The organism is Spirosoma daeguense, assembly GCF_054776875.1.
Genome location: NZ_BAAHBF010000004.1, coordinates 209,843 through 223,115, shown reverse-complemented (window position 1 = coordinate 223,115; position 13,273 = coordinate 209,843). Strand labels below are relative to the sequence as shown.

The 13,273-nt window shown below is 45.6% G+C and carries 8 protein-coding genes; 1 reads left to right on the top strand and 7 read right to left on the bottom strand.

Annotated features, from left to right (window positions below; all coding sequences use genetic code 11):
- Nucleotides 1-248 precede the first annotated feature (248 nt).
- The 7 genes from ACYVD4_RS13875 to ACYVD4_RS13845 form a co-directional block, all read right to left on the bottom strand.
- Nucleotides 249-1,028, bottom strand: coding sequence for a peptidase associated/transthyretin-like domain-containing protein (locus tag ACYVD4_RS13875; RefSeq protein ID WP_460946567.1), 780 nt, complete (start codon nucleotides 1,026-1,028; stop codon nucleotides 249-251).
- A 116-nt stretch (nucleotides 1,029-1,144) separates the two neighbouring features.
- Complete coding sequence (locus tag ACYVD4_RS13870; RefSeq protein WP_460946565.1) at nucleotides 1,145-1,807, bottom strand: HAD family hydrolase; 663 nt, start codon at nucleotides 1,805-1,807, stop codon at nucleotides 1,145-1,147.
- A gap of 63 nt (nucleotides 1,808-1,870) precedes the next feature.
- Nucleotides 1,871-4,306: an endonuclease MutS2 gene (locus tag ACYVD4_RS13865; protein ID WP_460946563.1), complete on the bottom strand. Its 2,436-nt coding sequence runs from the start codon at nucleotides 4,304-4,306 to the stop codon at nucleotides 1,871-1,873.
- Between the two features lie 142 nt (nucleotides 4,307-4,448).
- Nucleotides 4,449-5,654: an AGE family epimerase/isomerase gene (locus ACYVD4_RS13860; protein WP_460946561.1), complete on the bottom strand. Its 1,206-nt coding sequence runs from the start codon at nucleotides 5,652-5,654 to the stop codon at nucleotides 4,449-4,451.
- Between the two features lie 96 nt (nucleotides 5,655-5,750).
- Nucleotides 5,751-6,008, bottom strand: a complete 258-nt coding sequence (locus ACYVD4_RS13855) for a hypothetical protein (RefSeq protein ID WP_460946559.1) — start codon at nucleotides 6,006-6,008, stop codon at nucleotides 5,751-5,753.
- A gap of 111 nt (nucleotides 6,009-6,119) precedes the next feature.
- Nucleotides 6,120-7,871, bottom strand: a complete 1,752-nt coding sequence (locus tag ACYVD4_RS13850; protein WP_460946557.1) for a RagB/SusD family nutrient uptake outer membrane protein — start codon at nucleotides 7,869-7,871, stop codon at nucleotides 6,120-6,122.
- 84 nt (nucleotides 7,872-7,955) lie between these two features.
- Entirely contained in the window at nucleotides 7,956-11,246 is a 3,291-nt protein-coding gene (locus ACYVD4_RS13845; RefSeq protein WP_460946555.1) for a SusC/RagA family TonB-linked outer membrane protein, read from the bottom strand.
- Between the two features lie 291 nt (nucleotides 11,247-11,537).
- Between ACYVD4_RS13845 and ACYVD4_RS13840 the strand changes: the two genes are divergently transcribed.
- Complete coding sequence (locus ACYVD4_RS13840) at nucleotides 11,538-13,187, top strand: NFACT RNA binding domain-containing protein (protein ID WP_460946553.1); 1,650 nt, start codon at nucleotides 11,538-11,540, stop codon at nucleotides 13,185-13,187.
- The last annotated feature ends 86 nt before the right edge of the window (nucleotides 13,188-13,273 follow it).

Genomic DNA, 13,273 nt, shown 5'->3' with positions numbered 1-13,273 from the left:
GTGATTACGGCTTTGTGTTTGGTATCAAATACTTTTTCTATCGATGAAGCAAACGACAAAAGCATTTGGTGAAAAACCATAGAAATGGTAAGGATAGAAGCGTTCTCTACCAAAGTTGCAGACTTCTTATTTGAAGCGCAACATATGTCTGACCGGGCTGGCCTTTTTTCTTCCAGAGTCCCGGTTTTTTCTTATGGACCGTAAGCTCATTTCTTTGTATGACCTGTTAGTCTGCTGAAAAATCAGCGCTAACGTGGTTTGGTAGCTGACTGCTCGGGGTCTGGTGAGATTCGACTAGGACGGTTAAAACCGTCGCGATAGCGGTTGCGGAGTTGCTGAATGGTATTGATGAGATCGTAGTCTTCTGACTTGAGCAGAAAATCGTCGTCCAGATCACAGAATTCGAAAAAACGGTTGATTTCGTCGGCTTTCAGATTCGTCGATTGCTCAACCAGCAACCGAAACCGCTCCAAAGCCAGCGCGTGCCGCCTGTCCTGCTGGATAATGTAATACGCTTTTCGGTCCGATTTGGGACGTTTTCCAAACATCTCATACAGTAACGTAACACCAGCTCCATCGGCAAGTCGGTCGAAAGCCTGTTCGCCGGTTACTTTCTTAGATGCCACGGGTTCATCGAGAATCTGTTGAATTTCCCGTTTCACTTCTTCATAGCGTTTCCCCGTTACGGTTACTTCGGCCAGGTCAACCACGCGATAGGGCATAGGGGGGAGAGCACGGGCAACAATTGTGGGATTTGCCGAACCATCGTACCGAATGCCAATGCGGGCATAAAGCTGGCTGGTCAAAATCAGCGAATCACCCGGTTGCATGGTCATGAAGAATCGCCCGCTTGTATTTGTCCGTGCACGCTGGCGAGTGCGCTGATTCACAACCGTTACTTTATCAACAGGTTGATTGCTAGTTTGATCGATAACAGTGCCAATAATATATTTACCCTGCGCCAACGTAGTGCCCGACCAGCTTATCAGGCCGACGAAGATGATGGAGAAGAGTAATTTTTTGAGCATCGGAACAGAGCGTATCGTTACGTTTATTAGCGGTTATATCTGGGCCAAACGTCCGAAATGGACTTATCTGAAAGACAGCGTTTTACAAAAATACAGTTTATGTGGATTCAAACCTGTTAAAAAACCTTAAGCAGTGCTTGAATCCGATTCAGATTTATTTCAGTAAAATCAACGACGGCATCATCAACAAAGGGACGTAATTCATTTACCGATTGGGTTGTTGCCAGACCAACTACTGTAGCTCCAGAGGCTTTAGCCGCTTGAATGCCAGTCATGGAATCCTCAAAAATGACACTTTCTGAGGGTTCAACACCCAGCATCGCCATTGCCTTTTCGTAGATTTCCGGGTTGGGTTTAGGATGGCGTACCATGCTCTCGTTCAGCAATACGTCGAAATAAGAGCGAATGCCTAACGTATCAATTACAAAATCAAGATTTTCGACCGGCGCCGACGTAGCAACAGCCGTACGGATACCGGCCTCTTTCAGTGATTTTAGAAAATCGAGTAATCCCGCTACCAACGTAACGTGAGGGGCGTAAAGCTCACGAAAAAGCTGCTCTTTTTCATGCCCAAGCCGTGAAACCTCGTCGGCTGCAAGTGACTGACCCGTAAATAAATGAGCTACAATATCGTTGTTGTGCTTGCCTGATACGTATTGCACAAAATCATCATCGTTGAGAGTTTTGCCGTTACGTTGGTAGTATTCGCGCCAGGCGGTTTTATGATGCGGATTCGTATCAACAATCACGCCATCCATATCAAAAATAGCTGCTTTCATAGGGGTAATTTTCTGTTTATCTACTGGGTTTTATGGATGTAAGCTCAGTATATAAATACGTATTTATTTCATTTTCACAATCGTAACGCCAGCACCACCACGGTCAACGTGTTCGTCTTCCATACGGGCTACCTGCTTGTAGCCACGCAAATGATTACGTATCAGCGTTCGCAAAATTCCGTCGCCTTTCCCATGAACAATGCGCAGTTCGGGATAACCCAGCACTAATGCGTCGTCAACAAAACGGTCTACTTCACCAAGGGCTTCTTCGCCACGTCGGCCACGAATATCGAGGTTGAAGCTGAAGTTTTGCATTTTCTCATTAATGTCCATTCCCTGTGTACGTGGCCGGTCATCGCGTACTTCAGTTGCTTCTTTAAATATTTTTTTGCTGACCTTTTCGAGCCGATTCAACTTAACGTTCGATTTAAGATCACCAATTCGAATTTCAGCGTCTTTGTTACGTATCGACAGCACTTCGCCAATCGCGTTCTGGCCTTGAATACGAACGTAGCTACCAACTGCAATGGCTCCGCCATCGTTTACAAACTCTTCTTCGGCGGGCTTTGGGGTTTCGATTACAATTGCTTCAGGAACAAGCTCTTTCTGCGTAAATTGTTCGAGTTCCTGCCGAATCTGCCTCGTTGGATCACGCTCGGCTTTATTTTCTTTAATTGTCCGAATGGTGCTTTCGATACGTTGGTTAGCCTCCTGAATCAGCGTTTTGGCCTTCTGTTTGGCATCGTTAACAATCTTTTTCTGATCATTGTCCAGCCGGTTTTTCAGCGCTGTATATTCGGCAAGCTGTTGTGCCAGTTTTCGCTGATTGATGCTGATTTCCAGATTCTTCTCCGAGAAAACTTTCTTTTCAATATCCAGTTCTTTCAGGAGTTTTTCGAAGTTAACCTGCTGATTGCCGAGTTTCTCTTTTGCCCGGTCAATTACACCTTTGGGAAGGCCGATTTTCTGCGCAATTTCAAACGCAAACGACGAACCCGGCCGGCCAATTTCTAACTGATAAAGCGGCTCAAGATGCTCACCATCGAAACGCATCGCTCCGTTAATCAGGCCCGGTGTTTTATTAGCCATCACTTTCAGGTTGGTATAGTGTGTATTCACCACGCCATAAGCACCTGATTTATTGAGATCTTCCAGTATCGATTCAGCAATGGCCCCGCCTAAACCGGGTTCAGTTCCGGTACCAAATTCGTCAATCAGAAACAGCGTTCGTTTATTAGCCCCGACCAGAAATTTTTTCATCGCTGTCAGGTGCGATGAATACGTACTGAGGTCATTTTCAAGTGATTGCTCATCACCAATGTCGATAAACAAATTCTGAAAAACGCCCATTTCGGCATAATCATCCATCGGAACCAGCAACCCGCATTGTAGCATATATTGAACCAGACCGATGGTTTTCAACGCAACAGACTTACCACCCGCATTAGGTCCGGAAATAACCAGAATCCGGGCTTTTTCATCGAGCCGAACGTTCAGTGGTACTACGTGTTTGCCCTGTTTGGCAAACGACAGAAACAATAATGGATGGCGCGCATTGATCCAGTTTACGAAAGGCCGTTCGTGGAGTTTGGGCATGATAGCCTCTAACTGAACGGCAAGTCGGGCTTTGGCACGGATGAAATCAATCTGTGCCAGAAAGTTAACAGCTTTCCTTAACTCCTCCAGATGGGGCCGAATCTGATCGGTCAGTGCGAGCAGAATCCGGTAAATTTCGCGTCGTTCTTCGTATTCAAGTTCCCGGATTTCGTTATTAGCATCGAAGACTTCGGCTGGTTCCAGAAAAACCGTTTGCCCTGTTTGTGATTCGTCGTGAACAAAGCCTTTAATCTTACGTTTATGTTCGGCAGCAATCGGTATAACCAGTCGACCACCCCGTACTGTAAGCGACAGGTCGTCGGGCATCCAGCCATTTTGCTTAGCCTGACGCAGAATACTATCGAGTCGTTTCCGAAGGTTAGCCTGTTCGCTGATGATCCGTCGTCGAATGCTGGCCAGTTCGGGAGAAGCCGAATCGCGGACGTTACCCCGATCATCAATAACCCGTTCAATGGCATCAGTTAACTTTTTGTCGACACCTACGGGACCAGCCAGCTCACGCAGAAAGGGGAACGTAGCATCTTCTTCGCCTGAGCGGGTGTCGCTATGACGCGACAAAAAACGCAGGCAATCCTGTATGGTACGTAACGCCAGCTTGAGGTCGAAAAATTCGGCTTCTGTTAGCGCCAGTCCTTCTACACGAGCCCGAGCCAGGTGAGGCCGGACGTCGATATAGTTACTATTGGGGAAATCGGTTTCGTACTGAACAATCTGCTTAAATTCAGTTGTTTGACGTAGTAGTTTGTCGATAAGCGTTACGTTGTCGACAAAACGGATTTTGTCTACGTAATCCTGCCCTAATGGACTAACGCAGGCTTCTTTTAGTCGTTCGCGGATTGTATCGAAACCTAATTTGTTTTCTAAGGTATTTGGGTAAAGCATTCTAAATGATTGCCACTTCGGATTTGCTGATGTTACGTTAACCGAAAAGGCGCTACTAATGTAACGTCGAGCAGTGGCTCTGGGTTCGCTGAGGTAACGTAATGACTATAAAGTGGATATTGTGTTGCTAAACAGGCCGATTTTACCGAAGGTGTTCAATACGTTCCAGCATTTCAAGGCATGCCCTACTGTTGTGATACGGGCATTTCCACATACTGATTTTATCTTTTCCCAATATTTTGTGATCGGCCGTAACACCGGAATACCACTCGCCATTTTTCAAATCGAGCAGGTATTTTTTTATGAATTCCCAACTCTGTGACGACCGTTCAAGATATGGTTTTTCATGCGTGATCTGGTAGGCATTCATGAAACCAACCATTGCTTCGGCCATCACCCACCACGAGCGTTCCTGATTGAGGTGTCCGTTAGGTTCCAGTTCATAATTCATTCCATTGTCGGTAGGGTCAATGCCAGTTATGGCTGCTTTTGCCATTTTTACCGATAAGTCGCGTACCGTTTTTTGTAACGCTTTATCTGTAGGGTTTTTAGCCGCAAGTGCATCGGCGGCTTCGGGTAGGAGCCATGATGCTTCAATATCGTGTCCGTAAGAAATAGCCGTTCGGCGCACGTTCCAATCGTTATCAAGAAACATATTCATGCGATACGTTTTTGGGTCAACGATATGGTCCAGAAACATACGTAGCATACCACGTATCTGATCGGCTACTGATTTGTGGGGCCAAACGCGATACAGACTTGTGAATGCTTCCAGAATGTGGAGGTGCGTGTTCATGGTCTTACTTTCGTGATTGTCGTACTTACTGATTATGTAATCCGTGGCTGGTGACCAATCACGCGAAAGAGCTTCTACGTAGCCACCCTTTTTAGGATCGTACGCATGTTTCACCATCAATTGAAACTGCTTTTTGGCTAGTTCAAGGGCAGGGGCAGAGCGCGTAGCAAACGCATATTCGCTTAGCCCATAAAGCGCAAAAGCCTGTCCATATAGATGCTTGAGCGGGTATTTAGGCTGACCCCCAGCATCGACTGACCAATAAACTCCGCCGTATTGCGGGTCAATAAAATGCTGTTGAATATATTGAAAAGCGCGGTCAGCAACAGGGCGATATTCCTCGTGGTGGGTATGGCGTAGCGCGGCCGAAAACGTCCATAAAATACGGGCATTCAATACGATACCTTTATCGGCTTTTGGGTCAGGCTGGTTCTGATAATCGACTCGTCCATAAAAACCACCGTGTTCATTGTCAGGAGCATACCGATGCCAGTAAGCCAGAATATCTTTGTGTTCCTGCCGCAGTTCGGCCTGAAGCTGAGCGAGATCCATACGAAAACGTAGAATAGAAAATGGTCAATGACTAATGAAGCATATTGATGCAAAACATTACTCATTGACCATTTTCTGTTCACTACACTACTTAATTTACCTGCTGCCATTTCGGTTACCGCTATGGCCCGAATGGCCATGCCCGCCACGCTCTTCCGCGAGTTCGTGTTTAGTTTGGCTCTGTGTATGATGATTATCTTCCGGGCCTTGTTTTGTTTTGTTGGTGTTCGTCATTGTACGTTCGCCATTCGGGCGTTGGCCGCCTGTGTCGTTTGCCTGTTGATTGCGGCTACGTTCGCGACCGGGCTGCAAATCGTTAGAGCCGGGTTGGTTTGTTGTTTTGTTGTGTGCCATAACGTTAGTCTTGTTGTTTTGTAGATTATTAACGCATGAATGGGCAAATTGGTTATAACAAAAAAATCCCCGCCACGAAGTAGCAGGGATTTGACAAAGCAATAAAGCTGATTAATAACCAGGATTTTGTACCAGAATCGTTTTGCCTTGCAGATCAATCTGTGCCTGAGGAATTGGCATATATTCATCTCTGTTTGGCGTAAACCGTGCATCTGTATAAGTGCTGGTTAACTTCGTTTTCTCGTAGGTCAGGAAGGCATTCAACACGGTGTTGGCTGTTCCCCAACGAACCAGATCGAAGAAGCGGTGACCTTCGCCCGATAGCTCAAGTTTACGTTCGAACTGAACGGCTGCTCGGGCAGCCTCTTTCGTTGCAAATGCAGAAGCCGGATACTCGTTAATTACGTAGTTAGCGGCATTGGCACCTGCTGCCGTTTTGACCCAGTACGTAGAGTTTGCGGCCCGTTTCCGAACCATGTTTACGTATTTCTGCGCTTCAGTTAAGCTACCTACTTCAACTTCACATTCGGCAGCCATCAAGAGTACGTCGGCCAGACGGATGAAGTTTACGTTAAGAGCAGGATAACCGTCTGTCCATGAGCTACCGTCGGTTAGCTTTTTCGATTGCGTTCTGTAGAATACAAACTTCTTCGGCGAATAAGGACCTGCATAACCCTGATCACGAATCCAGTCCTGACCGGGGTGTACCTGCCAATCGAGATAAGGAATACCACGACGACCGATAGAGAAATCCAGACGAGGGTCTACAGGACCAGCATCGGGTGTAAAAGCTTCTTTCGAAGGCACGCCCTGATCATTCTTTAACTGATTGGCTGTAGAATTGTATGAGCCATCAAGCAAAGGAATACCTGCTGCTGTTGTACGGAACGAGTTAGCCATCTCAAAGCTAGGCGCAAAGAATCCGCAGCAACCAGCAGGACCATTAGAACCTGTGTTATAAGGGAAGTTCAGGTTCAGGTTCGGGTTAGCATTATCGGCGCTACCAGTATTAGCAGCAGCCTGGTCAGCGAAAATAGACTCGGTATTATTGTCTTTTTCCGCATTGAAATTATCCATGAAATTATCGACCAGCGCGTAAGCTACACCGTTTGAGTTTTTGCCGTTTGTAATTACCTGCGTGAACAATGTTCTGGCTTCAGTATATTTCTTCTGATACAGGTAAACCTTCGCCAGATAAGCAGCAGCAGCCCATTTATTGGCACGGCCTACAGCGTTTTGTTTCTCCGCCAGATTGTCGTAGGCAAATTTGAAGTCAGCTTCAATTTTAGGCCACAGGTCAGTATTGTTAACCACTTTTTCAACACCCGTACCATAATCGACGGTTTCATCGACATAAGGTGCCATGTTGAACGTACGTTTCAGCCAGAAATAATAGTGAGCCCGTAAGAAACGAGCTTCGGCTGTAATACGTGTTTTGTTCTCGGCCGATACGTCTGGCGTTGCCGAAGCAACCGCCCGAATTACGTTATTAGCGCGGCTAATTCCCTCATATAAAGCCCGCCATTTGTTATCAGAGTTTTCGTTGGTCGGGATAAACTGATACGTCTGGAAAGGAATCAGGGTATTAAAGTCACCAGAGTTTGAACCCTTGTTGGCCTCACCACCTGATACACTACCGCGTGTCCAGTCAAGCGAAGCGGTTGATTGGTTCGTACCACGACCGTTTAGCATTGAATAAGCGGCAATGAGCTGGCCATCCAGACCAGATTGAGAAAACAATTGATTGTCTCCTCCACGTAATGAGCTCGTCGGAACCAAGTCCAGAAATTTATCTGAACAGGCGAAGCCGATCATAGTAAACACCGTAGTGACTACCAGGCTTTTTACAACGAATGTTTTCATAATGAATTTATCTATCAATTAGATTGACCGAAGTTTTATGTGAAGGGCTATTTTATAAGACAATAGCCCTTCGTTTAAAGAGTTTTAGAAGCCAAAGCTCAGGCCAACGTTATAGCCAGGCTGTACGGGATAGTTACCAATATCGATACCAAAGTTCGTATCAGCCGAGCCACCAACAGCAGGATCAAGTCCCGAGTATTTAGTGATCGTGAATACGTTCATGGCAGATAGTGACAACCGCAAACGGCTTAAATTCGCTTTGTTCAAGAAAGAAGATGGGAAGGTATAACCCAGCGTCAAATACTGCATACGACCATAAGAACCATCTTCTACGTAGTACGAGTTAGCCTGTGTCTGGGTGCTGAAGTTTGAAGCACTTTCGTAAATAGGCACAGTTGTATTCGTCCGTGTAGGTAACCATGAATCTTTCACACGAGAGCTAACTGCACCACCTGTGAACGACGCATAGAAATCAGTGAACCAACGCTGGTTATTGAAGATTTTGTTACCTAACGATGCATAAACGTTTGTGTTCAGGTCAAACCCTTTGTATTTCAGGGTCAACGTAATACTTCCCGTAACTTTCGGAATTGGGCTTCCTAAATAAGTGCGGTCATCAGCATCGATCTTGTTATCGTTGTTTAGATCTTGATACCGGAAACGACCTGGGGCAGCACCGTCTTGTTTAGCAGCACCATCAACTTCTGCTTTGCTGTTGAACAGACCTATTACTTTATAGCCGAAGAACGACGAGAGGTCATGACCAGGTTCGTTCCGTACAACCGCCGTTCCGATACGTGTACCGCCACCTCCGAAGAAAGGAACTGTTGGAGCAATAGACGTAATTTTGTTATCCAGATAGCTGGCAATACCCGTTACTTCATAGCTCAGATCGCTCGTGATGTTACCACGGTTCGTGATTAACAGGTCGATACCTTGGTTACGCATACCGGCCAGGTTCAGGAAGGGAGCACTTGCGCGAGGACCGACTACAGCTGGCAGAGCCAGTGGGTAGAGCAGATCTTTGGTGTCTTTCCGCCAGAAATCAAGAACTACTTCTAATTTGTTATTGAAGAAAGCACCGTCGATACCAATGTTAGACGTTACGCTGGTTTCCCATTTTGCATTTGGGTTACCAATCTGACTGCGGAAGAAGCTAGAAGCAATGCTACCGTTAGAACCACTAATGTCATATCCGTTGCCTGGGTTCGAAACGTAAAGGCTATACTGGTTGGTTGAACTCAGATAGTTTGAGTTACCCATAGTACCATAACCGCCCCGAATTTTCAGATCAGATAACCAAGGTAAGTTCTTCATGAATTCTTCTGAAGAAAGACGCCATGCCGCCGAGACAGCCGGGAAAACGCCATAACGGTCGCTGGCAGCAAACTGAGACGAACCATCACGACGAACAACGCCGGTGAAAATATACTTGTCATTATACGTATAACGTACTTGACCAAACAGAGAGTAGAACCGGTTACCGAGGTTGTTACCACTGTTCACCGAACGAGTTGCGCCTGGTGTCGTGCTTCCAATTGTTACGTAGTTCGGATCAGTAGAGAACGGGTTTTGTCCCGAACCGCTGATGTTACGTCCTAAGCCCGTGTTCAGTGCCTCAATACCGGCTAACGCATCAACATCGTGAACACCAAACTTCTGCTTGAAGTGAGCGGTGTTTGTAAATGTCCAGGCTAAGCCAAAACCAGCACCTTCGTTATAAGTATACGTAGTGTTGTTTTCCGAGTTTTCGTACTGAACACGACCGAACGTGTAGAAGTAGTTATTGAAGTACGTACCACCAAGGCTGCTACGTAGTGTTAACGATGGAATAACATCATATTCGAGATATGCATTACCAAAGCCGAAAATCGTGTTGTTCGAATCATTTGCCCGTGCCTGACGATCAGCTACCGGATTTCGTGGATTGTTGAAACCAGGGGCTGCCGTACCAGCGTAGCCACCAAATGAGTTATAGACAGGAATGATCGGAGGCATCCGGAATGCCGATAACACTTCGTTTTCATCCGCAGATGAGCTTGAGTTGTTGTTCGTGCTGTTCCCTAAAATGCTTCCTGTACCGCCAAGAAGACCTTTGGTTTGCAGGTAACCAACCTGAAAGTTTTCGCCAAAACGCAATTTCTTGGTGATGTCGAATTCAGTATTGGCACGTAGCGTATAACGTGAGAAATCGTTAAAAATAACAACCCCTGCCTGTTGTTGCATACCTAGGCTCACGTAGAAACGGCTGGATTCCGTACCTCCCGAAAAGCCAAGCTGGTGACGCATCATAGGCGCCTGACGAGTGATAGCTGCATACCAGTCGGTGCCTGCTTTGTTGGCAGGAATAACGTTATAAACAGCGCCGTTGGCTGGGTTAACGTTATATTTTGCCCGTTCTGCCTCTAAATTAACCTGAGAAGCGGTTAAGCCTGTTTGGCTACCAACCAGCAAATAATCTGGTAAAACAGGTGTTTGACCTGTACCATACTGGTTACTGGCAATACCCGTAAAGCTGGTAGGGCCGGGAGTAACACCTTGCTGAAAAAGGTCATTTTTACGTGCCTGCCATGCCCAGTCGGCCTGCTCTTGTGGGTTCAGGATAGGTAAGCTTTTACCTGGGTCTGTTACGCCATAGAGACCATCGTAACTAACCGATAATTTTTGCGCTTTACGCTGGCCACGTTTGGTTGTAATAACAATCACACCTGAAGCAGCACGAGCACCATAAATAGAAGCAGCGGCAGCATCTTTCAGTACCGTTGTCGACTCAATATCATCAGGAGGAATGAACGCCGTTGTTTGCGAAGGAACACCATCAATTACATACAAAGGCTGGTTACCACCAAACGACCCAAAACCACGTACCCGAATCTGGCTACTAGTACCCGGCTGACCGTTGGTAATTACGGTAACCCCTGAAACGCGCCCCTGCAATTGTTGCTCAACGTTGGCCGATGGAACAACTTTCAGCTGAGCAGGTTTTACAGTGGCAACAGCGCCAGTAACATCCCGACGGTTTTCTGTGGTATAACCTGTTACAACAACTTCGTTCAGTGCAGTTGCTTCGTCTTCAAGTGTAACAGTAACTGCTGTACGGTTGCCTACCTGAACCTCCTGGGTTTTGAAACCTATGGCAGAAATAACCAGTACTGGATTGTCGCCCCGAACATTTAGGGAAAAATCACCGTTCGCGTCGCTAGCCGTTCCTGTTTGACTGCCTTTCAGCACAACGTTGGCACCTGGAACGGCGCCGTCGGCTCCGCTGATTTTTCCAGTGATACGACGATCTTGAGCAGAAGCACTCAAGCCCCATAGCAGTAAAACTGCACCCAGTAAAGCGGTCTGCAGATGCCTGTAGAACAATGCTTTCATGAAAATTAGGTTGGTTTAAAAATGAGTAATCAGGTCAATATTAGGTTAGTTAAATTATATTTCAAAGGGAAATTTTAATAAAAATACCATATTACCATCAATAAATGATTAATTTGTATAGGAAAAATCATATTTAGTGAATGATCTAATTGGTTGATAACCAAAGTATTATTTACTATGTATATTTCTGACTACTAGGATTTTTGCAGTTTTTTAGAGCATTCGTAATGTTAAAAAATCTTAATTTCTAATTAGAATTTAATAAAACTATATTCTTCTATTTTTGCCTTTATGCATACTAATTTTTACTTCCTTCGGCAGATGGCTCCTGTGCTGGAAGAGCATCTGATACGTAGTAATACTCAACCCGACGAGTCACCAGTTAGCCTCCGACTTATGGCCTGTTTCAGTCAGGATCGCGACGAGGTTGTGCTTGTTTTTGCGCAGGCAAAGGGGAAAACTAACTATTATAAGCCACTCTACATTAAAGCCACGTTACGTCCTGATTTCTCGGGAATAGTATTACCGGAAGCCGTTCATCGGGCGCGTCATAACAGTATTGATTTGTTTGAAACGGTCGTTGGCGAGGAGGGAAAAGGGCGTACTGTTGTGGGGGTAAGATCGTTTCTGAACGAACGCTGTTTAGCCATTTTGCTGGAAGGTCATTTCACGTTATTGTTCAAATTTTTCGGAAATCGTCCTAACCTCTTAGCCTTCCATAAAAACGATGTTATTGACCAGTTTAATCGGCAGCTTTTAACTGATCAACAGTTGAAACTCGATGCTTTCGATCGGCCAATTGATCAGTCGTTTGAGGCTTTCGAACGGGCTGGTTTTGACCATCGAAAATTGTTCCCAACGTTCGGGCGTGTCGTGAATGACTGGTTGGCTAAACTGGGAGTTGGAAATACACAAACCGATCCAGAACAGCAATGGCTTATTATTCAGGACGTAGTACGTCAGTTGGAACAGCCAACGTATTATCTGACACAGCTCAATTATAAACCAACCCTGAGTCTGTTGCCAGTAGGTGAAATAAAGCAGACATTTTCCGACCCTATTGAGGCCACCAATCGGTTTTATGGTACCTATAACCGACTCACTACGTTTGAACACGAAAAAGCGCAACTGCTACGTCTGCTCGAAAAACGCCGAAAACGGGCTGAAGTTCGTCTGGATGTAAATATGCAGCGTTTGACCAAGCAAGAGTCGGGCGCAACCCACGAAGAGATGGGACATATTCTGATGGCAAACCTGCACGATATTCCTACCTCTCCCGGAAATCCCTCGCCAGAGCAGGTCGAACTATATGATTTTTACCGCGAAAAGCCGATCATAGTAAAACTGAAACCGGACATCAATCCGCAGAAAAATGCCGAGAATTTCTACAGAAAAGCAAAAAACGAAAAAATCGAAGAAGATCATTTGCTTCAACAACTAACTTCCTGCGAAACAGAACTTCTAAAAATCGATACGCAAAAAGAAGAACTGGAAACCATTGAAACGTTAAAGGATTTACGACGCTACGTTAAGCAGAACAACCTATTAATCGAAGATGGAACAGGGAGGAACAGCGATGCCTCAGGGCCACTTTTCAAAGAAGTAGTACTTGATTCGTTTCGTATTCTTATTGGCCGAAATGCTAAAAATAACGATTTGCTTACCCAGAAATTCGCCTTTAAAGAAGACTTATGGCTTCATGCTCGTGACGTATCAGGTTCGCACGTTATCATAAAATATCAGGCCGGAAAATCATTCCCAAAGAACGTAATAGAACGAGCCGCTGAATTGGCCGCCTGGTATTCGAAACGTAGAACAGATAGCTTATGCCCGGTTATCGTCACGCCCAAAAAATTCGTTCGTAAACCCAAAGGCTTGGCAGAGGGCCAGGTATTGGTTGAAAAGGAAGACGTAGTGATGGTAGAGCCTAGAGGGGAGTAAGGTTACAAGGAATGTTGATCCTATAGCTAATCAGGTAGTAAATCAGTCAAAACTTACTAAAAAGTTTGTTACGTATAATAAATATG

What these genes read in the sequence shown, in the direction of transcription:
- ACYVD4_RS13875 (WP_460946567.1), bottom strand. Translation starts at nt 1,028, where the DNA reads ATGCTCAAAAAATTACTCTTCTCCATCATCTTCGTCGGCCTGATAAGC.
- ACYVD4_RS13870 (WP_460946565.1), bottom strand. Translation starts at nt 1,807, where the DNA reads ATGAAAGCAGCTATTTTTGATATGGATGGCGTGATTGTTGATACGAAT.
- ACYVD4_RS13865 (WP_460946563.1), bottom strand. Translation starts at nt 4,306, where the DNA reads ATGCTTTACCCAAATACCTTAGAAAACAAATTAGGTTTCGATACAATC.
- ACYVD4_RS13860 (WP_460946561.1), bottom strand. Translation starts at nt 5,654, where the DNA reads ATGGATCTCGCTCAGCTTCAGGCCGAACTGCGGCAGGAACACAAAGAT.
- ACYVD4_RS13855 (WP_460946559.1), bottom strand. Translation starts at nt 6,008, where the DNA reads ATGGCACACAACAAAACAACAAACCAACCCGGCTCTAACGATTTGCAG.
- ACYVD4_RS13850 (WP_460946557.1), bottom strand. Translation starts at nt 7,871, where the DNA reads ATGAAAACATTCGTTGTAAAAAGCCTGGTAGTCACTACGGTGTTTACT.
- ACYVD4_RS13845 (WP_460946555.1), bottom strand. Translation starts at nt 11,246, where the DNA reads ATGAAAGCATTGTTCTACAGGCATCTGCAGACCGCTTTACTGGGTGCA.
- ACYVD4_RS13840 (WP_460946553.1), top strand. Translation starts at nt 11,538, where the DNA reads ATGCATACTAATTTTTACTTCCTTCGGCAGATGGCTCCTGTGCTGGAA.